Raw genomic sequence first — 22,148 nt, 5'->3', positions numbered from 1 at the left:
TTCGTCAGTTTGCGTATCGGCCCGTCTAGACCATTGGCCGGCTTGGTTCAAGAAATAGGATTTCTGAGCCCCTTTGGCCAAGGTGACCGGCCAGTGTGGCTGATATCGGTCAGTCCTTGTGCATTTTTTCAGCAGCCGGCAGTCCTTCGGGCCGCTGGTCAGGATCACCGGTGCGCCGCGAGCGCGCTTGCGTCTTGCGCTTCATGAGATTGGCGCGCAGCTGCTCGGCCAGACGGTCCTTGCGGTCAGTCCCGTCCTTTTTTTCCGGATCAGCCTTTTTCGGTGGAATTGTCTTCTCGTCCATCGTTCCGTCCCGCCCGCAACTGGCAGGGCCTGCCGTTCAAGGGATAGCTAGCATTGTGGCGCCGCCATGTCAGCGAAACTTGTCTGGCAAAGCCTTTCACAGACGCCTTGCGCTTGCCGGTTCTATATGGCAGAAGCCCCGCCATCAGCGGCTGCGGTAGCTCAGTGGTAGAGCACTCCCTTGGTAAGGGAGAGGTCGAGAGTTCAATCCTCTCTCGCAGCACCAGATCATTCCTTTGATTTTAAAAAGATGCAGTCGCGAAGTCGGGGTCTCGTTGCGGACCAAAAAAGCCGGCTGACGCAAAAGTGCCAATCCCGCGCATCCAACCGTGGCCACCTCGCCCGGAAACATTGAGAGAAAGAGGCTCTACGGGGCCGGACGACTGCTCAACAAGTCCGGACCTGTCAACTCATGAACAGGCCGGACTGGCCGTATCCGGCATGCTGAACACTACCGCTCGCACGCTGAAAGCCAGCCGCCTCGTACGCATATCCATGACAAGAACACAGCTCGCCCAAGGACTTGCCATCGGCCGGCCATCATGATGCCATCTCGCTTGCGGAAGATAGCGTCGGGTTTTGGGGTAGAGAATGCTCTTTGGGCGAACAGCAGGTGCGACAGGGCGCATGTGCGCGGCACTTGCCGCGGCACTGGTGTGCCTATGCGCGTTTGGCCCCGCTTTGGCTGAAGAGCCGAAGGCGCTGAAAGGCGTCGCGCTCATCATCGGTCAGTCCGACTACCAGCATGTCGGCAAACTGCCCAATCCGGAAAACGACGCCCGCGCCATCGAGGAGATGTTCGACAAGCTCGGCTTCGAGACAAATGTCGCCACCAATCGCGACGCACGCAAATTGCGGCGCGATCTCGAAGGCTTCGTCGACGATGCCGAGGGCGCCGATGTCGCCATCATCTACTATTCCGGCCACGGCATCGAAGCCGGCGGCGAGAATTATCTGGTCCCTGTCGATGCCGTTATTTCGGCACTCGACAATGCCGGCGAAAAGTTGGTGCCGCTGTCGTCCATCGTCGCCGAACTGAAGGCCAAGGTGCCGGTCACCATCGTTCTGCTGGACGCCTGCCGCAACGATCCGTTCCCGCCGGGCACGCTCTTGAAGCTGGCGCCGGGCGACGAAGGCAAGCCGATCGGCGCCGGCGGTCTCGGCGAAACGCGGGGCGTGGTTTCCCTGAAAGGCGGCGCCGAGGCCAAGGGCTCGGTCGACGACAGCCTCGGCCAGGTCATGGCCTTTGCCGCCGAGCCCGGCAAGGTTGCGCTGGACGGTCCGGCCGATGGCAACAGCCCCTATGCGGCAGCGATCCTGCGCCACATCGACACGATGGGCGGCGAGGAATTCGGCACCGTTCTGCGCATGATCGGCGAGGAGGTCTATCTCAAGACCAATGGCCAGCAGCGGCCCTGGGTCAATGAGAGCCTGCGCCGGCTGCTCTATTTCGGTACCCCCGCCGAGGCGCCGAAAGGCGACGAGGGGGAAATCCTAAGGGAGCGGCGCCAGCTCCTGCTGACCATCTCGACGCTACCCGATCCGGAGCGCCGCCAGATCGAAACCATAGCGCGTGACGGCAAGGTGCCGATGGATGGGCTCTACGCCATGCTGAAGGCGCTCGGGGTCGACATACCCAAGGATCCGGCCGAACTCGACAAATTGCTGCGCGGCCAGACCGAGCGGCTGAAACAGGTGCTGGCCGAGCAGGCCGCGCTGAAGAGCCAGGACCCGGAGATCGTCAGGCTGACCGGGCTCGCCGAACAGGCGGTACGGGAGGGCGCGCTCGAGGCCGCCAAAAAATTCCACGAGCAGGCCAAGGCGCGCGTCGGCGAACTGTCAACGACTGTCGATCAGGCGGAGGCCGACATCAAGGCACGGCGGCAGGAGTTTGCGGAGGTTTTCGCCAGCAGTGCGCAAACCTATGAACTGTCCTTTGACTATCTGAAGGCGGCTCAAGATTACGCCAAGGCCTATGACGAGGTAGAAAAATGGAGCGACGAGGACGCCTGGACCTACAAGTCAGCGGAAGCCGAGGCGCTCTCCGCGCACGGCTCTTTTTCGGGCGACAACGCCTTTCTGCTCCAGGCCGTCGCGGCCTATGAAAAGAGCCTGACTTATGTGACGCGCGAAAACGCGCCGATCCGCTGGTCGGCCACCGAAAACAATATCGCAATCACTCTGTCGACACTGGGCGAGCGCGAGGCCGGCCGCGACAATCTCGACAAGTCGGCAGCCGCCTTTGAGCAAGCGCTGAGCGTCTACACGCGCGACGGCTATCCGGACGACTGGGCCAGGACTTTCGGCAATCTAGGCGCGGTCTACTGGCAGCTCGGCCGGCGCGAGAACGGCACCGCGCTGCTCGAAAAGGCGGTCGCCGCCTTCCGCTCGGTGCTTGAGGTTCAGGGGTCGAAAAAACTACCACTCGAATGGGCGGCGACCGAGAACAATCTCGGCGTTGTGCTGTCCGAACTGGGCGAGCGCGAGCCGACGAGCGACAGCTTTCGCGCAGCGATATCGGCGCATCGCGCCGCGCTGACAGAATATCGCCGGGATCGCGTACCGCTCGACTGGGCATTGAGCCAGATCAATCTGGGTGTCGTTCTGGCGAGCCTCGGCGCGCGCGAAAAGGATGTACCGACGCTTGAGCAATCGGTCGCGGCCTTCCAGGCGGCGGCTGAGGAGATGACCAGGGAACGCGCGCCGGCGCAATGGGCGACGATCCAGAACAATTTGAGCACCGCATTCGAGTCGATCGGCGAGATCAACGGCGATATCGCCGCGTTGCAGCGCGCGCGGGAGGCGGCGGAGGCAGCGCTTTCGGTTCGGACGCGCGAGCACGCCGCGGCGAGCTGGGCGAACGGCCAGCTGACGCTGGGCAACGCCTTGCAGCGCCTCGGCGCCAAGCAGAAGAACAAGGAACTGCTGCTGCAGGCAGCCACCGCGTACCAGGCCGCTCTGTCCGAATATCCGCGTGAGAAACTGCCGCTTGACTGGGCTTCGCTGCAGCAGAATCTGGGATCGGTCAACGACACGCTCGGCGATCTCGATACGGGAACCGATTACTACATTCAGGCGGTGACCGCGTATCGTCAGGCATGGGAGGTCTATACCGCAACCGCCGCGCCGGGCGAGTTCGCTTCGATTGGTTACAGCCTTGCAGGCACGCTATCGAACTGGGGCGAACGCGCGGGGGACATCTCGACCCTGCGGCAGGCGATCGATGTCTACGGTCAGGTGCTCAGGGTTCGCACCCGCGACAAGGACCCAGCCAATTGGGCCAAGACGGAATTCCGCCTCGGCTGCGCGTTGATGATGTCAGGCAAGCTGGCCTCTGACGATCAACTGCTGCAGCAATCGGTCGACGCGCTGCGGGCGGCGCTCGACGGGCAGACGAAAGGCGGTGATGTCACGGAGATCGGCCAGACGCGGCGCGTGCTCGGCCAGACCCTGTCGATCCTGGGCGACGATACATCCAACCTGGACTTGCTGGCGCAAGCAGCCGACATGCTGGAAGCCGCGCTCCCCGCCTACTCCAAGGACGCCGACCCGGAGGAGTGGGCCAATATCAATTACGACCTCGGCTTTGCCGTCTACAGCCAGGGCCGGATTGGTGGCGACGCCACGTTCTACGCCAAGGCCGTGCAGAGCTTCGAGACGGCAGCGCGGATCTACGACGGTTTTCCCAACCGCATGCAATGGGCGCGCACCAAGGGCGATATCGGCAATGCCTTGTTGATGGCCGCGGACGGCAAGGACGTCGAGTTGCTCACCCGCGCGATTGCCGCCTATGACGCAGCGCTCAGCGTGGTAACGCGCGAGAATGCGCTGGCTGTCTGGGAGAACAATCAGAACAATCTCGCCGGCGGGCTGTCGAGTCTTGGTTACTGGGCGAACGATGTCGGCAAGCTGAAACGAGCCGCTCAGATCTACCGCGACCTCGCCACGGTGCGAACGATCGCCCGCGATCCCGATCTCTGGATCACCAACCAGACCAGTCTCGCGCAGACGCTGAGCATGATCGCGGCCCGCGAGCCTTCGGCTGAATTGTACGAGGAGGCGATTGTCGTCAACCGGGCGCTTGCCGAGCAGCTCGGTCGCGACCGCGATCCCGAACGTTGGGCCAATGCGCGCAACGAGATGGGCTATGCCTTGACCATGGCCGGCCGCGCCGAAAACAATGTCGCGCATTTCGAGGAGGCGGTGTTGGTCCTGCGCGAGGCGATCGTGGTGCAAAAGAAGATCAATTCGGTGCCGGCTGTCGCCTTCACGCAGGACAGCCTGTGCGACGTGCTGGCCGACCTGGGCGCCGCCCGCAAGGACAAGGCGATGGCACAGGAAGCGATCGCCGCCTGCCAGGACGCGCTCGTCATCTTCCGTGACAAGAAGATGGACGATCTCGCCGCCGGTTCCGAAAAGAACCTCGCCGAGGCACAGGCGTTGCTGGCCGAGTTGCATTAATCCGAGCCCGCGCTCCCGGATGCGGGCGAATGGTGGGCACGCCAGCGTTCACGCTGTTGCGCAAGCAGATGTCACCGGCTCGCCATGGCATGACAGAGATGCGATGTGGCAGTATCGGCTTGTGCGCCGGTCGCCACCCGTCATTCAGGACGACAGGTAATCATATTCCGTTGGAGCGCCAGATGACCCTATTCACCCGCCGCGGGCTTCTGAAAACGGCTGCGGTTGCCGGCGGTGGCGGCGTCGGGCTGGCAGCAATGACCAGGCTCAGCGGTTGGGCAGCTGTCACACCTGAGCCGGTGGTGCTCAAGACGGCAAAGATCCAGGCCAGGTTCATGGATGCGGGCGAGACCCGGGATGTCCTGACGTATGGTGAATCAGGCATGCCGCCGGTGCTCAGGATGAAAAAGGGCGAGCCCTTTGCCGCGCGTCTCGTCAACGCCATCGACGACCCGACGACCATCCATTGGCACGGCATTCGCGTTCCAAACAAGATGGACGGCGTCCCCTTCCTGGTTCAGCCCTACGTCTACACCGGCGATCATTTCGACTACGCCTTCACGCCGCCCGACGCCGGCACGTTCTGGTATCACCCGCATTGCAACACGCTGGAGCAGATGGGCCATGGCCTCACCGGCGTGATCGTGGTCGAACACCCCAACGATCCCAAATTCGACGCCGAGGCAATCGTCAATCTGCGCGACTGGCGCCTCGGCGACGACGCGCAGTTCATCCAGCAATTCCGGCCGCGCGATGCCGCAAAAACCGGAACCTATGGCACGGTGCGCACCGCCAACTGGCTCGACCAGCCGCAATTCGACGCGCCGGCCGGCGGGTTGGTGCGGATGCGGGTCGCCATCACCGATGTCACCCGCATCTACGCCTTTCGCGTCGAGGGTGCGGAGGCCGCGGTCATCGCGCTCGACGGCAATCCGGTGCCGCAGCGTTTTGCGCCCGATGCCTTGCTGCTCGGACCGGGGCAGCGCATGGAGCTCGCCATCCGCATGCCTGACCAGGAGGGCGCGATCGTCAGCCTGGGCGACATCAGGGGCACCAAACCCAAGGTCCTCGCCACCTTGCGCGCTACCGGAAGCTCGCTTAAGCGCGACCTGCGCGACCTCGCACCGCTGGAAGCGAACCCGGTGCCGGAGGTGGATCTCGCCAGCGCGAAACACATCGCGCTCTCGCTCAGCGCCACCGCGGAAAACGTGCCGAGCGACAGCATATGTGGCACGCTCGGCTACTCCTTCTGGGCCATCAACAAGGTGCCGTGGCCCGGCGACACGCCGGACCCGACCGCGCCTTTGGCCGAGCTGAAGCTCGGCCAAAGCTATGTCATCGACCTGGAAAACCTGACGCCGCAATCGCATCCCATGCATCTGCACGGCATGAGCTTCAAGGTGCTGTCGTCTTCGACGCGCCAGGTTCAGCCGGTCATCTCCGACACCTATCTCATGCAGCCCAACGAGAAGGTTCAGCTTGGTTTCGTCGCTGACAATCCCGGCGACTGGCTGCTGCACTGCCACATCATCGAACATCAGAAAACCGGCATGACGAGCTATATCAGGGTGGTTTGACGCCGAGGCGGGTCAATCAGCCTCTACCGGGGTTGGCCTCACCTGCCGGGCCTGTTGTCGGAGAAATTGCCGCCGTCCGCTGGTTTCGTTGGCGAAGCGGGGCCGTTCCCTGCTATTCCCGCCTGCAATCAAGAAGCCGTGGACACGCTTGCATGACCAATGTCGCCCTGACCGGACTGGCCCGCGATCTCGCCAGGCGCGCCGCCGAGGGCCGCCCGGTGCGCATTGGCGTCATCGGCTCCGGCGAAATGGGCACCGACCTGGTCACGCAAGGCATGCTGATGCCCGGTATCGAGATCTGCGCCATCTCGACGCGGCGTCCGCACACGGCGCGTGACGCCATCCGCATCGCCTATGGCGACGAGGCGATGGCGGTCGAGGCCGACATGGGTTCGAAAGTAACCGCGGCGATCGAGGCCGGGAAAATCGCCATCACCTCGAACGAGATGCTGGTCACCAATCCGCTGATCGACGTCGTGATCGACGCCACCGGCAAGCCTGGTGTCGCCGCCGATTTCGACTTGAAGGCGATGGAGCACGGCAAGCACCTGGTGATGATGAATGTCGAGGCCGACGTCACGATCGGCTGCTACCTCAAGCAGCAGGCAGACCGGCTCGGCGTCGTCTATTCGGTCGGCGCCGGCGACGAGCCGTCGAGCTGCATGGAGCTGATCGAGTTTGCCTCCGCGCTCGGCTACACCATCGTCTCGGCTGGCAAGGGCAAGAACAACCCGCTCAACCACGATGCCGTTCCGGATGACTATCGCGAGGAAGCCCTTCGCCGCAACATGAACCCGCGCATGCTGGTCGAGTTCGTCGACGGCTCGAAAACCATGGTCGAGATGTGCGCCATCGCCAACGCCACCGGGCTGGTCCCAGACGTTCCCGGCATGCACGGCCCAAAGGCCGACCGCGATCAGCTGGCCAAGGTGCTCATCCCGAAGGCGGATGGCGGCATCCTGTCGAAGAAGGGCGTTGTCGACTACACCATCGGCAAGGGCGTGGCGCCCGGCGTGTTCGTCATCGTCGAGGCGACGCATCCGCGCATCGTCGAGCGCATGGACGACCTGCACATAGGCCACGGCCCCTACTACAGCTTCTTCCGGCCGTATCATCTGACCTCGCTGGAAGTGCCGCTGACGGCGGCCCGTATCATGCTCTACGGCCGCCCCGACATGGTGCCGCTGCCGAAGCCGGTGGCCGAAGTCTGCGCGGTGGCCAAGCGCGATCTCGCCACGGGCGAGACCTTCGATGCCATCGGCGAGACTTGCTACCGCTCCTGGACCATGACCGTCGAAGAGGCGCGCGCCAATCTGGCAGTGCCGGTCGGCCTGCTCGAAGGCGGCAAGGTGCTGAAACCGGTGAGGAAGGGCGAACTGCTCACCGCCGACAATGCTACGCCCGACCGCACTACCAGGCTGTTCGCTTTGCGTAAGCTGCAGGATGATATGCTCTACGGGGCTGAGATGGCATGAACAGGCCAGCTCTCTGGCTTTGTCATGACAAGATCACTATATTGTAGTGACAGCGAACGGAGGCTTCCAGAATGAATCTCCAGATCAGAGACCCGCGCGCCCGTGACCTCGCCCGGCAGCTTGCCGAAAAGCCAAAGATTTCATTGACCGAAGCGGTGATCGAAGCGCTCGAATCCGAACTTCAGCGCGAACGTGAACAGGTTCCGCTGGCTGAGCGGCTGGCCGCCATATCGAACGATCTGAAGGCCAAGGCGGGAGGCGGCGGCAGGGATTTGACTAGGGATGAGATCGACGAGATGTGGGGACATTCCTGATGTTCATCGACACCTCGGTGGTGATCGCTGTCCTCGCCGGAGAGGAAGACGCCGCCGATTGGAGCCGCCGGATCGGGCAGGCCTCGATACGGATCACATCTCCGCTGGTCGTGCTCGAAGCGGCGATGCGGCTTTCATCGAAGTTGGTGGTGGAGCCGCTCTTCGCCGAAAAGGCGATAGAGGACTTCCTGCGTGAGGCCGAGATCGAGGTGGTTCCGATCGAAATCGGTGATGCCAAGCTCGCGATCCAGGCTTTTTCGAACTATGGAAAAGGTCGCGGCCACCCGGCTCAGCTCAATCTCGCTGACTGCCTGTCATATACCTCGGCAAAAAGCTGTGGGATGCCCTTGCTCTACAAAGGGAAAGACTTTTCCCACACCGATCTGGCCTGATCCTACTGCCCCAGTTCCACGATTCGGCCAGCAGCTTCGTCAGCCGCTCCCGCCCAGCAGGCCAAATGCTGCCGCGCTCGCGCCATGGGCTGTTGACCTGCTCGCGCAACACGCCTGATCATTGCGCTCGTGCTGACGACGCAGACCATCGGCTGCCATTGTATGATCCATTCATATAGTCTGTCTTTTTGATCCGGGTTTTTCAAACGATGCCGAGATGCCAATCTCCGAACGATCAGTTGAACCCCATTGAGGTTGAAATCTTGCAAACCATTTGGACAAGACGCGAAACAATGAAAACCCTTCTGGCAACGGGCATGGTTGCCATGCTTCAGCCTCTGGCTTTTGCAGCCAAGGCCGTCGCCAAGCTGGAATGGACCTATTTTCAGGCTGACGAGAAGGGTTTCCGCCGCACGCCGGTGCTGCTGACCGGTGAGAAGGAAGCCATCCTCCTCGATGGCGGATTTACGCTGTCGGATGGCCGTGCGGTCGCGGATGCGATAATCAAGGCGACGGGCAAGACTCTGACCACGATCTACGTCAGCTGCAGCGACCCTGACTATTATTTCGGCCTGCGTCCCGTCGCGGATGAATTCCCCGGCGCCAAGATCATCGCGGCCGCTGCGACGGTGGCTGCCATCAAAGCCAATGTGCAAGCCAAGCTGGATGTCTGGGGCCCGCAGCTCAAGGACAATGGACCGAAGGTCCTGGCGGATGTCGTCATTCCCGAGGCATCCGATATCACCTCACTTGAAATCGAAGGAAACAAGATCGAGATCGTCACCGTCGCCGATCTGAAAGACCGGCGGTATCTCTGGGTGCCCAGCCTTGAAGCGGTGTTCGGCGGCGTGCTGATCTCGTCCGGCGTACATGTCTGGGTTGCCGACGAGCCAACCGTAGACGACCGCAAGAAATGGATTGCCGCGCTCAGCGAAATCGCGTCCCGCAAACCCAACATCGTGGTGCCGTCCCATCAGGTAGCCGGTGCACCGGACGGTCTGGCGGCCGTGGAATTCACCCGCGCCTACCTCGAAGCTTTCAATAAGGAAGCCGAAAAAGCGAAATCCAGCGTCGAGCTGATTGCAGCGATGAAGCGGCGCTATCCCGATCTTCTTGACGTCTCGTCCCTGGAACTGGGCGCAAAGGTCGCCAAGGGTGAGATGAAGTGGGGCTGATACGGCCCCGCGAGCGTCTCGGCTACTTCCCCAATTCCACCGACCGCAGCCGCGCGGCTTCCACCGCCTCGGTCAGCAGCTTCGTCAGCCGGTCTTCGCCCATCAGCACGGCAAGGGCGGCTGCCGTGGTTCCGTTGGGGCTGGTCACCTGCTGGCGCAGGACGCCGGGCTCCTCGCCGCTTTCGGCAGCGAGTGCAGCAGCGCCATAGACGGTCTGCATGGCAAGCAGCCTGGCGGTCTCGGTCGGCAGCCCGGCCTTCTCGGCTGCAACCGTAAGCGCCTCGATGAAATGGAAGATGTAGGCCGGACCGGACCCCGAAACCGCCGTCACCGCGTCCATCAGGCCTTCGTCGTCGATCGTCGTCACCACACCGCTCGCCGACAGCAGCTCGGCAACGAAACGCCTGATGTCGTCGGTCACCAGCGGGTTGGAATAGACCACCATCATGCCCTTGCCGATCGCGGCCGGCGTGTTGGGCATGCAGCGGATAACAGGCGCGAGATGGCCGAGTATGTGCTCGAAGGTGGCGACCGGCGTGCCCGCGGCGATGCTGACGAAGGTAGTCCTGCCGTCGCCGAAGCGCTTATAGGCGGCGGTGACGTCGCGGATCACCTGCGGCTTGACGGCGATGACGACGAGGTCGGGCTCTGCGTCGGCGGGGATCCCGTTCGCGTCCGCGGCGACACTGCAACCGAGGTGCTCGGCGCGCTTGCGCAATTCGGCATTGGGCTCGACCACGAACACGGCTTGCGGGGCAAGCTTGCCGGATTTCAGCCAGCCCGCAAGCATGGCGTAACCCATATTGCCGCAACCGGCGAGAACAAGCCTGATCGTCATTGAGAGCCCTCCGAGACAAGGGTTCTCCTTAGACGCTAGCGGGCAGACGGGAAAGCCCCTCAAGGGGTGCTGGATCAGGCCAGCCGGTCAAGGTCGCCGGCGCACCGCGATCGGCCGCAGCGACACTTGCCGCAAGCCAAGCACGCCGAGCACGAAGAACAGCCACACCGGGTCGCCGCGATGGAAGAAGAAGCTTTCCAGGAACGCGTTCAGCGCCGTGAACAGCACCACCATCATGAAGAAGTCACCCAGATAGATGTTCTCCTTGCGCGGCGGGATGCGCATGTAGTCGCGCAGCGGCGCGATCAGGAAAGTGTAGACGGCAACGCACAGCGCCGGGATGCCCATCAGCACCGCAATGTCGAGATAGCCGTCATGGCCATGCACGATGGTCCGGATGTCCCAGGCCCGGTCGAAAGGCTGGTCCTGGCTCAGCAGCAGCGGCGTGCCCCAGAAGCTTTCATAGCCGTAGCCGGTCCAGGGCTTCTTCGCCAGCATCTCGCCGGAGAACTCCCACAGCGTCGCGCGCCCGGTATAGGTGAGGTCGGGGAAATAGGTGGCCGCCAGCTCTTTCACCGGCGGGATGAAGACGATGCCTAAGGTACCGATGGCCGTCGCAATGATCGCCAGTGCAAACAGGATCGGCGTGCCGAACCGCATGCCGATCAGGCCCGGCAGCACGACGATCAGGATCGAGAACGGCACCAGGCCGGCCGTCGTCTTGGATCCGGTGTGCAGCATGAAGATCATCGCCGCGCCGAAGATCGCCACGCCCCAGAATTTCTGGCCGCGCCGGAAGAGATAGAGGCCGGCGAAGCTGAAGCAGGCCATGATTGGTCCGGCAATGTTCTTGTGGGCGAACACACCACGCCACAGGCCGGCATGTTCGGGCTCCTGCGAATCGGCCGTATGCAGGGCCTCATGCGGAAAGACGATGAGGCCGATATAGGACAGGCCGATAACGACGATCGCGCAGAATATGATGACTTTCGAAAAACTGTCGGCATCGCGCGGCAGCACCAGGACCGTCGCTATCGTCAGAACGCCAAGCAGCGTGAAGAAGGCCGCGCGCATGGCCGAGGACGGGTCGGTCGCGTTGATGACCGAAAGCATGAAAAAGCCGAGCATCAGAATCCAGGACGGGCTGAGCAGCGAGCGCACCACCTTGGGGTCGGCGAACGTCAGCAGTGAGAAGATCGAAATGGCGCCGAGCGAACTGAAGCCGAGCTGGTTGACGATGTCGCCGCCGTCGCCGATCAGTTCCGCGCCTGCCGGCTGAAACGGCCGGAACGACACGATGACGACGGCAAATAACAGCGCGGCAATCGCCGTCGCCACGCCGTCGCGGGTGACGATGCCGCCCAGCAGCAGCTCGTCAGTTCTTCTCAGGCTGCCTGTATTGCTCATTGGCGTATCCGAATTCGGCAAGCACGCGGCCGAGCGAGACATAGACGGGGTAAAGCGCCGTCGACAGCGATCCTGTCCGCGCCAATTTGATTGCGCCGCGCACGGGCGAGGCTATCAGCAGCGCCAGGCTTTTTGCAAACACCTTGGCGCCGGCGAATGGCGTGCCGGCGCGCTTCTTCTTTTCGACCAGCGTCGAGATTACACCGTTGCGTAAGGATCGGGCGCGGATCCAGTCAGCCTCGACGCGCCGGGCCGGAACGCCTTCGCGCACCTTTGCCTCGGCGCACCAGCCAAGCACGAAACCTTTCTGCGCCGAGCGGCTGAGGAAGTCGGAATCGCCGCCGCCCATGAAGTTGAACCGCAGGTCGAGGAAGGGTGGCCCCATGATGGTGAGCACATTGCGCCCGACCAGAAGGTTGCCCGAGGAATAGAGTGCGGCCACGCGCCCGGTCTGGCGATAGGGCGGCGCAAACACCGGGTGCTCGGCCCATTTGGCGTGAGCAGGATCGGTAAACACCGGCACTTGCGGGCCACCGACAATGTCGGCGCCAAGCGTCTCCGCCGTCCTGCACATGCGCTCCAGCCAGTCCGCGTCGGCGATCTCGTCATCGTCGATGACCAGCAGGTGGCGGAAATCCGGAAAATGCAGGATCGCCGTCTGCCAGCCAGCATTGTAGGCACTGCAATTGCCCCGCTCATGCGCGATGATGACCATGCCCTTCATATCGTCGCGTTCGAACAGCGGCACGGCCGCCTGGGCGCCCTCACGCGCCTCGGCCTCGTTTTCGATGACGATGACGGCGAAGCGCCGGCTGGTTTGCTGTGCCTTGAGCGACGCCAGCGTTTCGAGCAGCAGTTGCGGCCGCTTGAAGGTCGGCAGCGTGACGACGGCTTCCATCGTCTCTGCGGCGAGCCCCGGAGAGCGTCCCGCAATCGATACCGAACCGTCCGATGGCAAAGGGATCATCCGCTCCAGCCGCATGTTTTGAATCTGGCTTTCGATAACACCGCGACGATAACGTTTCGTTAATCACCTTTCGCAGCGGCGCCTGCCGGTCCGCGCCTTTCAGCCGTTGCGTTGCGTGATTTAATCAAGGGTTCACCCAGCTTTGCTAGTGGCTGACGCCTGGATAGGTGAGATGCATCTGCTGTTCGCCACATCGATCGTGCCCGACGGCGCTCTCGCTTCGGGCTATGAGATCGCCAATGCTGCGATCATCGCCGCCTTGCGGCGCGCCGGCGTGCGCGTCACCGTCATCGGCTTCATCTGGCCGGGCAAGGCGCCCAGCGACCCCGAAAACACCATCGTGCTCGGCGCCGTCGACGTGCGCACGGAAAGCGCCTCGGCGCGGCAGAAGCTCGCCTGGCTTGGCAAGGCGGTGCTGTCAGGGCTCACCTTCGCTTCCGTGAAGCTGCGCGCGGTTTCCGACAGCGAAGTCCGTGCCGCGATCGAGCGCGCCGGTCCCTTCGACGGCTATGTCCTGAATTCGGTGCAGTTCGCCGGCGCCTTTGAAAAACTGTTCGCCGACCGTCCCTCGATTTTCGTCGCCCACAATGTCGAACATGGTTCGGCCAAAGAGAATGCGGCATCATCAAACAGTCGCTTCCAGCGCCTGCTGTTTGCCCGCGAGGCCAGGCTGCTCAAGACCATGGAGGAGCGGCTCTGCCGCCGGGCTCGCTTCGTCTTCACGCTGGCCGAGGAAGACCGCGCCGCACTCGGCGTTGCCAGCGACGACCGCTCGGCGGTGCTGCCGCTGGTGACCACAGCCACGGCGCCAAAGCCGGTCAAGCCGCGCCGCATCGATTGCGACGCGGCGCTGATCGGCACTTGGACCTGGCAGCCGAACCGCATCGGCCTCGACTGGTTCCTGGAAAAAGTCGTGCCGCATCTTCGCCGGAGCTTTCGCATCAGGGTCGCCGGCAACATGCCGTCGGATATCACCTCTGCCCATCCCGGTGTCGAATTTGTCGGCCGCGTGTCCGACGCCCAGAATTTCGTGCGCGGCGCCGCCGTCATTCCACTGATCAGCACCGCGGGCAGCGGCGTTCAGCTCAAGACCATCGAAACCTTCGAGCTCGGCCTGCCGTCGGTCGCCACCAGCCGTTCGCTGCGCGGCATCGATCATCGCCCGGCAAATTGCTTCGTCACCGACGATCCGGCCGCCTTCGCCGGCGCGCTGGAGGCAGCGGCGGCCGATGTCAAGGATGTCGATGGCAGCGCCTTTCACCGCCGGCAGATCAAGGCACTGGATGCCGCCATCAGGCTCGGCCTGGAAAAGCTCGGGTCGGTGGGGGAGGAGGTGTTTGCATGAACATGCACACCGCCCGCGCCGCCTTCGGGCTCGATACGCTGAAGACGATCCTTGGCATTTCGGTCCTTGCCATCGGCTGGGATGACGCGATCGCGCTGCTCGCTCGTCTGATTGCCGAGCGGCGCTTCACCAAGGTCAGTTTTCTCAACGCTCACAACGCCAACATCGCCTCTACCGATCCGGTTTTTGCCGAGGCGCTCGACGATTTCCTCATCCTGCCTGACGGCGTTGGCGTCGATCTGGCGGCAAAGCTGCTCTACGGCGCGCCGTTCCCGGACAATCTCAACGGCACTGATCTCATTCCGGCCTTTCTGCAGGCATCGGCGAGGCCGCTGACCGTCGGGTTGCTTGGCGCCACCCGCGCCAACGCCGAGGCGGCGTCGGTCAGGCTAGCCGCTCTGGCGGTGCAGCACGAATTCGTCGTCATCCATGACGGCTATTTCTCCCCCGCCGAAGAGCAGGCGATCGTCGATCGCATCGAGGCATTGCGGCCCGACGTGCTGCTTGTGGCCATGGGCGTGCCGCGCCAGGAATTGTGGATCGCCCGTCATATCGATGCCCGCCACTGCACGCTGCCGATCGCCGTCGGCGCGCTGCTCGATTTTCTCTCCGGCACGGTGCCGCGGGCGCCTCTGTGGATGCGCCAGCTGAGGCTCGAATGGTTGTTCCGTCTGTGCATCGAGCCCGGCCGGCTGTGGCGCCGCTACGTCGTCGGCAATCCGGTGTTCCTGCTGCGTGTCGTCAGGCAGAAATTCTCGCGTCGGCCCGAGCCCGCCGGAGAGTTGCGGTGAACAGCCGCGTCGTGCCGAGCCCTGCAGCCGAGACCGGTGCCCTGCCGCAAACGCCGACGGCGGCGGTGGTGACCGCCAGCTATGCGCCGGATTTCGAACGCTGCCGCCTGTTGTGCGAGACCCTCGACCGCCATGTCTCCGGCGTGGCGCATCATTACATTCTGGTCGAGCACCGCGACGTGGCGCTGTTTCGCCAGTTGGAAAACGACCGCCGCAGCGTTGTCGACGAGCGCGACCTGCTGCCGCGCTGGCTGCGTGTGTTCGACGATCCGATGAGCCTCTTTCGCCGTCGCATCTGGCTCAGTTTCAAGACCCAGCCGCTGCGCGGCTGGCATGTGCAGCAGCTGCGCCGCATCGCCATCGCTGCGCATGCTGGAGAAGACGTGCTGGTCTTCTGCGATTCCGACGTCGCCTTCCTCAAGCCATTCGATCTGAGCGCCTTCTGGCGCGACGGCAAGGTGCGGCTGTTCCGGCGCGACGGCGTGCTGTCGAGCGACGGTCACGACGAGCATCGCATCTGGTCGCGCAATGCGGCCTCGGCGATTGGTATCGATGCATCCGAGGTTTCGAACCACGACTATATTTCGACGCTGATCCCCTGGCGCCGTCAGACCGTGACGGCGATGTGCGCCGAGATCGAGAAGGTGCACGCGCGCGGCTGGGTCGAGGTCATCGCTTCAGTGCGCCGGTTCTCCGAATGCATGATCTATGGCCGCTATGTCGACGATGTGCTGGGGGGCGCCGGCCATTTCCACGGCTCGGAGGAATTCTGCCGCGTGCATTGGACCGGGGAGGCGCTGTCGGATGACGAATTCCGCAGCTTCGTCGCCGCTATGGCACCGGGGCAGGTGGCGATCGGCATGCAATCCTTCATCGGCACCGATATCGGCCGCATCCGCCGCCTGATCGGATTGGCTTAGATTGCCTTGGCGGGCTTGCGCAGCGCCGAATAGGTCAGCAGCGCCGAGGCGAGATAGAGCAGCAGGAAGACGACATTGAGCGATACGACAAGCGTGGGCGTGTCGGCAATCGTGGTCAGCACATAGGTCAACAGCACCGCCTTCAGCCCCGCCAGCAGGCCGAGGTTGAGCGCCCTGAGCGCGGTCTGGCCGCGCGCGAACAGCAGCTCGGCCTGGTATTCGACCAGGTTGCGCAGTCCCGGCACGCCGATTGCCAATGCCACCAAGGGCGCCGCCTCGGCGACATTCCGGCCAAGTGCATTGGGGACGAAATGCAGCACGATGCCGAGTGCGGCCAGCGCCAATGTCGATACCAGGAACACGCCGGCTTCGATACCGCTCTTGACCCGCAGTCGCGACAACAGCTCCGGCGACCGCATCATCTTCTGCACCAGCATCATCGAGAAGGTGCGGATCGGTATTGCCGTCAGGTCGACCAGCCGCATGATGATGGCATAGATGCCGGCCAGACGCGGCCCGCCGATCGCCAGGACGAGCAGCTTGTCGAATTCCGACTGCAGGTAGAACAGCACTTCGGCGCCGGCAACATAGATCGAATCGGCAAGCCGCCTGAGATAGAGCTCGGTGCGCAGCCTCAGCCGCTGGCGTGGATAATAGAAGCCGAAGGCCAGCAGCAGCGAGGCGGCGTTGGCGCCGATGTAGAACAATGACCAGATCCAGACGCTGTGCTGCCCCGACAGCATGAACAGCACGGCGCCCAGCGCACGGAACGCCGTGGTCACGATCGACAGCACCGCGGCGCGGCCGAATTTGCCGAGCCCGTTGTTGACGATCAGCACCACCTCGACCGGCCGCCACAAAAGCGCTTCGGCAAAGACGATTGCGGCAAAGACGGCCAGAGGCACGGTGCTGGCGAAGAAGATCAGGTAGACGCCCCACGAGGCGGCCGCCAGCAGTGGTAAGGACACGGCGCCAAGCAAAAGGAAGCCGGCGGTGAAGGTGCCGATCAGATTGGGGCGGATGGTGGCTGTGCGGTAAAGCGCCGAGATGAAGCCGAAAGCGAGGATGCGCGACAGCATGACGCCGGCCGCCGAGGCGGTGGCGAACATGCCGAACTCGGCAATCGACAGCGTGTTGGCAAGTGCGATGAAATAGGCAAGCGAGAACACCAGCCGCCCGCCGGCGCCGCTGATGGCTGAAAGATAGTCGCGAACCAGCCCCCGTCTTTCGGCAAGGAAGGTGCCGATGCGGGCGAATGTCCGCCTTTGCGGTATGTCGCTGGCCTGCGTCATATCGAGGAAAGCCGTAAGCCGGAAAGCTTAACGTGCGGTTCTGACGCCATTTTACAGATCCCGGCAATGCGTGGCGAAGCGAGAAACTTTCACTTGCAGACTTCGGAAATTAACCTTTTGTTTCCCATGCCTGTTTAGCGTGACTTAACGATTGGCCGACCGCCGCTCCCGCGCCGTCGAAGGTAAAGTTTCGAGACAATGGTCGACAGGGAAAACCGTGAAGACTGGAGGCGCGAGCGTTCCCTCCTGGCGCTCGGCAAAGCCGTGCGCGGCGATGAGGCGGCGGATGCGTCGGCGGTCTCGATCGGTGACCGGGTGGATCCGTCATGGCGCGAGGATGCCGCCACGCGTCACCGCATAGCCCGCTCGCAACGCGAGGCGCGGTCGAATCCGGCGCCAACGTCACCGCCCGAGCCGCCGCAGTTCCAGGCCGACGGCGAACCCGTTTCGGCCGGCAGCGCGCGTGAGGAGCCTATTTCCGGCCGGCGTCAGCAGCACGCCGCCTATGAGCCCCGCTCTTTCCACGAGCAGCGACCGGACCGCGACGACGATGACGGGCAGGAATGGAAACCGCTGATCGATCCGCTCCAGGTCGTCCGCGGCATTAGTCGTTCCAAGTTGCTGATCGTCTCGACTACGATATTGGGCACGGTGCTCGGCGTCGCCGTCGCCGTTTCGACACCGAAGAAATACGAAGCCACCACACAGATGGTCATCGAGCCAGGCGACCTGAAGCTTTCCGACAACGATCTCACCCAACCGGTCGGGCAGCCCGATGCGGCGCTGGCTGTTGTCGAAACCCGCATCAAGATGGTGACATCCGGCAAGGTCCTCGACAAGGTCGTGGCCGATCTCAATCTCGTCGACGATCCGGAATTCAACGGACAGGGCTCTGGCGGCCTTGGCGTCCTGTCGCTCATTCGCTCGATACTGTCGCGCCAGGATGGCCCTGGCGGCGGCGGTGAAGTGCGCCGCCAGGCGCTGGCGGTCGGCAATCTGGCCAAGAGCCTGTCGGTTGAGCGCAGCGGCAAGAGCTTTGTCGTTTCCATCAGCGCCACCACTCAAAGCGCCGACAAATCGGCGAAGATAGCCAATACGACCAGGGACGTTTTCCAGCAGGAGGCGGCCCAATACCAGTTCGGGATGGCCGGGCGCGCGACGGACCAGCTGACGGCCAAGCTCGATGACCTGCGCAAGAATGTCGAGACAGCGGAGCGCAAGGTCGAGGATTTCAGGGCCACGCATGATCTCGTCGACGCGCAGGGCCATCTGATCAGCGACGACCAGATGCTGAAGCTCAACGAGCAGCTCTCAGTCACCCGGGCCCGTACGCTGGAACTCAATGCCCGGGCCGCGTCGGCGCGTTCGCTGGACGTCAATTCGGTCATCAACGGCACCTTGCCGGAAGAAATCAATTCCAACACGATGAGCGAACTGCGCGCGCAATATGCAGTTTTGAAGCAGGAGGCCGACCGCGCCGCCGTGCGTCTGGGACCGCGTCATCCCGAATACCAGGCGCTCAACGCCCAGCTCGACGGCTCGCGCGAGCGCATCGCAGGCGAACTGCGCCGCATCGCCTCGTCGCTGCAGGTCGATTTGAAGCGCTCGGTTCAGCTTGAGCAGGATCTCGCTTCCCGCCTGGCTCAGGCAAAGGTCCAGAGCGGCGACGTCAACAGCGATCTGGTCAGCCTGCGCGAACTGGAGCGTGACGCCACGGCCAAACGCTCCGTCTACGAACAGTACCTTCTGCGCGCCAAGGAGACCGGCGAACAGCAAAACATCAACACCACCAACATCAATCTGATGACCCCCGCGCAACCGCCGCTCGAACCCAACGGACCGTCGCGGGCTGTAATAGCGATGGCCGGCCTGCTGCTCGGGCTTGCTTCGGGCATCGGTGTCGGCGCCATGCGCGGCGCCTTTGCCAGCCTGCGCGGCGCTGCCAATTCGCGTTCGCGCGGCAGAATGGACGAGCGCCCCCCTCCGGTCGAGGACAAGGTCTATCGCGCGCCGCTGCCTGTGGCGCCGCCACCGGCAGCACCTCCGGTGTTGCCGACCGCGGCCGCTCCCGCCCGGAGCCCAGGTCTGTTCGACGGACTGTTCTCGGCGGTGCGCAAAGCCGCGCCGGGTAGCGGGACGTCAGGCGAACCCGTCGAGAGCTACCGCGCCCAACCAGCCGCCGAATATACAAGGCCGGTGCAGGAGCCTGTGGGCTATCGCCAGCCGGACTTCCGGAACGAGGTTCCGCACGCCAATTCCCCTGCGCAGCAGCCTGGCTACGCGCAGCCTCGTCAGCCGGCTGACTATGCCTATTCGCAGGCTCAGCCGATGCCCGCGGCGTCCGGGCCGTGGTCTTCTCCGCAGCCCGCTGGGGCGGCGCCGGAAGACCAGCAGGCGCAAATCGACGATATCCGCGCCAGCCTGCGCGAATTTCGCGAAGCGGTGCGCGAACTCACCGAAAGCCGTTCGCACCGCCGCTATTTCTGAGCAATTCCAGGAAAAGTGTGAAACGGTTTTCCCGGGAAAAGCGCGTAGCGCGCTTTCCCTTGGGAATTGCGTCAAAACAAGAAATAGAGCGGTTCAGCCTTTCCGTGAAAGGATGAGTCGCTCTGAGCCCGTCAGCACAGAATAAAAGCTGCCGGTTTCGAGTTTACGGCATGTGACGGCGCTTTGACGGGATTGCTTAGGCCAAATTTCGTGACAATGCCGCGCAGCATGGCGCCCAAAAAACGCTGCCGTCGGGCTTTACCCGAATGGGCGGAACGTTTGGAACAACGACATGCACGAAGCAACGTTCAAGGCGCGCGCCGCGCCTTGGCTGGAATGATGTCGAGGATGGTTCATGGCCGAAGTGATTGACGGAAAGATCGTCGCCGCAGACGTGGTTCAGAAGGTCAAGGCCTTGACCGAGGACCTGGTCGCCAAGGGAAAGGCCCAGCCCGGCTTGGCGGTGGTCATCGTCGGCGAGGATCCGGCAAGCCAGGTCTATGTCGCGTCGAAGTCGCGCACCGCCAAGGAATGCGGCTTTCATTCGCTGCAGCATACACTGCCGGCCGACACGTCCGAAGCGGCACTGCTGAAGATCATCGGCGAACTCAACGCCGATCCGGCCATCAACGGCATTCTGGTGCAGCTGCCGCTTCCCGCCCATATCGATGCCGGCAAGATCATCCAGGCCATCGCGCCACAAAAGGATGTCGACGGCTTTCATTTCATCAATGTCGGCAAGCTCGGCACCGGCGAACTCGAAACAGCCTTCGTGCCCTGCACGCCGGCTGGCTCCATGCTTTTGATCGAACGCGTGCGCGGCAAGGATCTTTCCGGCCTCAACGCGGTCGTCGTCGGCCGCTCCAACATCGTCGGCAAGCCGATGGCAAATCTGTTGCTTGCCGCCAACTGCACCGTCACCATTGCCCACAGCCGCACCAAGGATCTGCCGGCGCTGGCCCGCACAGCCGACATTCTGGTTGCCGCCGTCGGCCGGCCCGAAATGATCAAGGGCGACTGGGTCAAACCCGGCGCCACCGTGATCGATGTCGGGATTAACCGCATTGCCGCACCCGAGAAAGGCGAAGGCAAAACCCGCCTCGTCGGCGATGTAGCCTATGCCGAAGCGGCCAAGGCCGCCGGCGCCATCACCCCCGTGCCCGGCGGTGTCGGACCGATGACCATTGCCATGCTGATGGCCAATACGTTAGCCTCAGCCTACCTTGCGGCCGGCTTGAAGCGGCCTTCCTTCTGACCCAGAAAGCAGCTTCTTTGCCGAACCTTACCATTCCCTCTGAACGGCCGGTCGTGGATGATCCCGTTCAAGGGGGCCGGCAATTCGCGTTCCTGCTGGTCGACAAGTTTTCGATGTTTTCGTTGGCAGCGGCGATCGATACCTTCCGCTCGGCCAACCGCCTGCTCGGCCGCGATTTCTATGGCTGGACGACGGTCTCGGCCGACGGCGATCCCGTCATGGCCTCCAACGGCCTGCCGCTCAAGATCGACTATGCCGTCGCCGATTTGCCGCCGGTCGATATCCTGTTCGTGTCGGTGGGCCTGTCGGTCGAGTTCCCCGGCAAGAGCAAGGTGCTGGCGGCGCTGCGCAGCTGGGGCCGGCGCGGCAATGCGCTGGGCGCGCTGTCGGTGGGCTCTTACCTCCTGGCCGAAGCCGGTCAGCTCGAAGGTTATCGCTGCACCATCCATTGGGAAAACCGCGCCGGCTTCGTCGAGCGCTTTCCCGACATCAATTGCACCGGCAACGTCTTCGAGATCGACCGCAAGCGCTACACATGCGCCGGCGGCACCACCTCGATCGACCTGATGCTGGAGATCGTGCGTGGCGACTTCGGCTCGAACCTCGCCAACGGCGTTGCCAACCAGTTCCAGCATGAGCGCATCCGCTCCGCCGGCGACCGCCAGCGCGTCGGGCCGGAGCGCGACCTGACCGGCAAGTCGGAGAAGCTAAGGCGCATCGTCGAACTGATGGCCGACCATCTCGACGAGCCGCTATCAGCCGTGCAGCTTGCCAAATCGGCGGGCCTGTCGGTGCGCCAGGTCGAGCGCTTGTTCCTGCGCCATTTGAGCGTCACGCCCGGTCGTTACTACATGCGGCTCAGGCTTGAGCGGGCGCGCGAACTGCTGCGCCAGACCAACATGCCGATCCTCGACGTGGCCATTGCCACCGGCTTTACCTCGCACTCCTATTTCGCGCAGAGCTATCGGCTGCAGTTCGGCCGTCCGCCTTCCGAAGAGCGGCGCACCACGTACTGACGCGGTGCTGAGCCGGCCTCGGAACAGGCCTCGGCCGGCGCCGATCCTGTTACACGGCAACCGTTCGTAACCCGCTCCGGGGCTTGTGCCCGGACGCGCCGTCAAATAGCTTCCGGCGCGGATCAGAGGGCGG

17 protein-coding genes and 1 tRNA gene are annotated in these 22,148 nt (G+C 63.4%); 13 read left to right on the top strand and 5 right to left on the bottom strand.

Annotation, left to right across the window (positions count from 1 at the left end; all coding sequences use genetic code 11):
• Positions 1-109: 109 nt before the first annotated feature.
• Positions 110-304 (bottom strand): hypothetical protein, encoded by a 195-nt coding sequence (locus tag NKI31_RS13060; RefSeq protein WP_023669287.1) that lies wholly within the window; start codon positions 302-304, stop codon positions 110-112.
• Positions 305-454: 150 nt separating this feature from the next.
• On the opposite strand from NKI31_RS13060, the gene NKI31_RS13055 reads away from it, so the two are divergent.
• The 7 genes from NKI31_RS13055 (at position 455) to NKI31_RS13025 (ending at position 9,697) form a co-directional block, all read left to right on the top strand.
• Positions 455-529: transfer RNA gene (locus tag NKI31_RS13055), tRNA-Thr, on the top strand.
• A gap of 401 nt (positions 530-930) precedes the next feature.
• The gene (locus NKI31_RS13050) at positions 931-4,764 is read left to right on the top strand and encodes a caspase family protein (RefSeq protein ID WP_352651772.1); all 3,834 of its coding nucleotides are present in this window, start codon (positions 931-933) and stop codon (positions 4,762-4,764) included.
• Between the two features lie 182 nt (positions 4,765-4,946).
• Complete coding sequence (locus tag NKI31_RS13045; RefSeq protein WP_352651771.1) at positions 4,947-6,341, top strand: multicopper oxidase family protein; 1,395 nt, start codon at positions 4,947-4,949, stop codon at positions 6,339-6,341.
• 152 nt (positions 6,342-6,493) lie between these two features.
• The gene (locus tag NKI31_RS13040) at positions 6,494-7,816 is read left to right on the top strand and encodes an NAD(P)H-dependent oxidoreductase (protein WP_352651770.1); all 1,323 of its coding nucleotides are present in this window, start codon (positions 6,494-6,496) and stop codon (positions 7,814-7,816) included.
• A 71-nt stretch (positions 7,817-7,887) separates the two neighbouring features.
• Positions 7,888-8,130 carry a type II toxin-antitoxin system VapB family antitoxin gene (locus tag NKI31_RS13035; protein WP_352651769.1) on the top strand — a complete coding sequence of 81 codons (243 nt, stop codon included), beginning with the start codon at positions 7,888-7,890 and terminating at the stop codon, positions 8,128-8,130.
• Positions 8,130-8,522 carry a type II toxin-antitoxin system VapC family toxin gene (locus NKI31_RS13030; RefSeq protein WP_352651768.1) on the top strand — a complete coding sequence of 131 codons (393 nt, stop codon included), beginning with the start codon at positions 8,130-8,132 and terminating at the stop codon, positions 8,520-8,522. The genes NKI31_RS13035 and NKI31_RS13030 overlap by 1 nt, the downstream gene beginning before the upstream one ends.
• Before the next feature lie 272 nt (positions 8,523-8,794).
• The gene (locus tag NKI31_RS13025; protein ID WP_352651785.1) at positions 8,795-9,697 is read left to right on the top strand and encodes an MBL fold metallo-hydrolase; all 903 of its coding nucleotides are present in this window, start codon (positions 8,795-8,797) and stop codon (positions 9,695-9,697) included.
• 22 nt (positions 9,698-9,719) lie between these two features.
• On the opposite strand, the gene proC is transcribed toward NKI31_RS13025, so the two are convergent.
• From proC to NKI31_RS13010, 3 genes are all read right to left on the bottom strand, one after another.
• Positions 9,720-10,535 (bottom strand): pyrroline-5-carboxylate reductase, encoded by an 816-nt coding sequence (gene proC, locus NKI31_RS13020; protein WP_023669294.1) that lies wholly within the window; start codon positions 10,533-10,535, stop codon positions 9,720-9,722.
• An 87-nt stretch (positions 10,536-10,622) separates the two neighbouring features.
• Complete coding sequence (locus NKI31_RS13015) at positions 10,623-11,942, bottom strand: O-antigen ligase family protein (protein ID WP_352651767.1); 1,320 nt, start codon at positions 11,940-11,942, stop codon at positions 10,623-10,625.
• A complete protein-coding gene (locus NKI31_RS13010; protein WP_023692395.1) occupies positions 11,911-12,909 on the bottom strand; it encodes a glycosyltransferase family 2 protein in 999 nt (332 codons plus the stop codon). The genes NKI31_RS13015 and NKI31_RS13010 overlap by 32 nt, the downstream gene beginning before the upstream one ends.
• A 172-nt stretch (positions 12,910-13,081) precedes the next feature.
• Here NKI31_RS13010 and NKI31_RS13005 point away from each other — a divergent pair, with 172 nt between their 5' ends.
• From NKI31_RS13005 to NKI31_RS12995, 3 genes are read left to right on the top strand one after another with little or no spacing between them, the layout of a single operon-like run.
• On the top strand, positions 13,082-14,254 hold the full coding sequence (locus NKI31_RS13005) for a glycosyltransferase (RefSeq protein ID WP_352651766.1): 1,173 nt from the start codon (positions 13,082-13,084) through the stop codon (positions 14,252-14,254).
• Complete coding sequence (locus NKI31_RS13000) at positions 14,251-15,045, top strand: WecB/TagA/CpsF family glycosyltransferase (protein WP_023669298.1); 795 nt, start codon at positions 14,251-14,253, stop codon at positions 15,043-15,045. Before NKI31_RS13005 ends, NKI31_RS13000 begins: the two co-directional genes overlap by 4 nt.
• Positions 15,042-15,965, top strand: coding sequence for a DUF6492 family protein (locus NKI31_RS12995; RefSeq protein WP_352651765.1), 924 nt, complete (start codon positions 15,042-15,044; stop codon positions 15,963-15,965). Before NKI31_RS13000 ends, NKI31_RS12995 begins: the two co-directional genes overlap by 4 nt.
• On the opposite strand, the gene NKI31_RS12990 is transcribed toward NKI31_RS12995, so the two are convergent.
• Entirely contained in the window at positions 15,962-17,257 is a 1,296-nt protein-coding gene (locus tag NKI31_RS12990; protein WP_352651764.1) for a lipopolysaccharide biosynthesis protein, read from the bottom strand. The two genes, NKI31_RS12995 and NKI31_RS12990, sit on opposite strands and share 4 nt — an antisense overlap.
• 198 nt (positions 17,258-17,455) lie before the next feature.
• Here NKI31_RS12990 and NKI31_RS12985 point away from each other — a divergent pair, with 198 nt between their 5' ends.
• From NKI31_RS12985 to NKI31_RS12975, 3 genes are all read left to right on the top strand, one after another.
• The gene (locus NKI31_RS12985) at positions 17,456-19,744 is read left to right on the top strand and encodes a GumC family protein (protein ID WP_352651763.1); all 2,289 of its coding nucleotides are present in this window, start codon (positions 17,456-17,458) and stop codon (positions 19,742-19,744) included.
• 355 nt (positions 19,745-20,099) lie between these two features.
• The gene (gene folD, locus NKI31_RS12980; RefSeq protein ID WP_023669302.1) at positions 20,100-20,999 is read left to right on the top strand and encodes a bifunctional methylenetetrahydrofolate dehydrogenase/methenyltetrahydrofolate cyclohydrolase FolD; all 900 of its coding nucleotides are present in this window, start codon (positions 20,100-20,102) and stop codon (positions 20,997-20,999) included.
• A gap of 17 nt (positions 21,000-21,016) precedes the next feature.
• Positions 21,017-22,015 carry a GlxA family transcriptional regulator gene (locus tag NKI31_RS12975; protein WP_032888631.1) on the top strand — a complete coding sequence of 333 codons (999 nt, stop codon included), beginning with the start codon at positions 21,017-21,019 and terminating at the stop codon, positions 22,013-22,015.
• Positions 22,016-22,148: the final 133 nt, after the last annotated feature.

Source organism: Mesorhizobium sp. M0659, from assembly GCF_040320605.1.
GTDB lineage: Bacteria > Pseudomonadota > Alphaproteobacteria > Rhizobiales > Rhizobiaceae > Mesorhizobium.
Note: the sequence above shows the minus strand (reverse complement) of the source record. Positions and strands in the feature narration are given on the sequence as shown.

Coding starts and splice junctions, on each gene's coding strand:
- NKI31_RS13015 (WP_352651767.1), bottom strand. CDS start 11,942: ATGAGCAATACAGGCAGCCTGAGAAGAACTGACGAGCTGCTGCTGGGC.
- NKI31_RS13035 (WP_352651769.1), top strand. CDS start 7,888: ATGAATCTCCAGATCAGAGACCCGCGCGCCCGTGACCTCGCCCGGCAG.
- NKI31_RS13060 (WP_023669287.1), bottom strand. CDS start 304: ATGGACGAGAAGACAATTCCACCGAAAAAGGCTGATCCGGAAAAAAAG.
- NKI31_RS12985 (WP_352651763.1), top strand. CDS start 17,456: ATGGTCGACAGGGAAAACCGTGAAGACTGGAGGCGCGAGCGTTCCCTC.
- NKI31_RS13030 (WP_352651768.1), top strand. CDS start 8,130: ATGTTCATCGACACCTCGGTGGTGATCGCTGTCCTCGCCGGAGAGGAA.
- NKI31_RS12990 (WP_352651764.1), bottom strand. CDS start 17,257: ATGACGCAGGCCAGCGACATACCGCAAAGGCGGACATTCGCCCGCATC.
- NKI31_RS13050 (WP_352651772.1), top strand. CDS start 931: ATGTGCGCGGCACTTGCCGCGGCACTGGTGTGCCTATGCGCGTTTGGC.
- NKI31_RS13045 (WP_352651771.1), top strand. CDS start 4,947: ATGACCCTATTCACCCGCCGCGGGCTTCTGAAAACGGCTGCGGTTGCC.
- NKI31_RS13005 (WP_352651766.1), top strand. CDS start 13,082: ATGCATCTGCTGTTCGCCACATCGATCGTGCCCGACGGCGCTCTCGCT.
- NKI31_RS13000 (WP_023669298.1), top strand. CDS start 14,251: ATGAACATGCACACCGCCCGCGCCGCCTTCGGGCTCGATACGCTGAAG.
- NKI31_RS13040 (WP_352651770.1), top strand. CDS start 6,494: ATGACCAATGTCGCCCTGACCGGACTGGCCCGCGATCTCGCCAGGCGC.
- folD (WP_023669302.1), top strand. CDS start 20,100: ATGGCCGAAGTGATTGACGGAAAGATCGTCGCCGCAGACGTGGTTCAG.
- proC (WP_023669294.1), bottom strand. CDS start 10,535: ATGACGATCAGGCTTGTTCTCGCCGGTTGCGGCAATATGGGTTACGCC.
- NKI31_RS13010 (WP_023692395.1), bottom strand. CDS start 12,909: ATGATCCCTTTGCCATCGGACGGTTCGGTATCGATTGCGGGACGCTCT.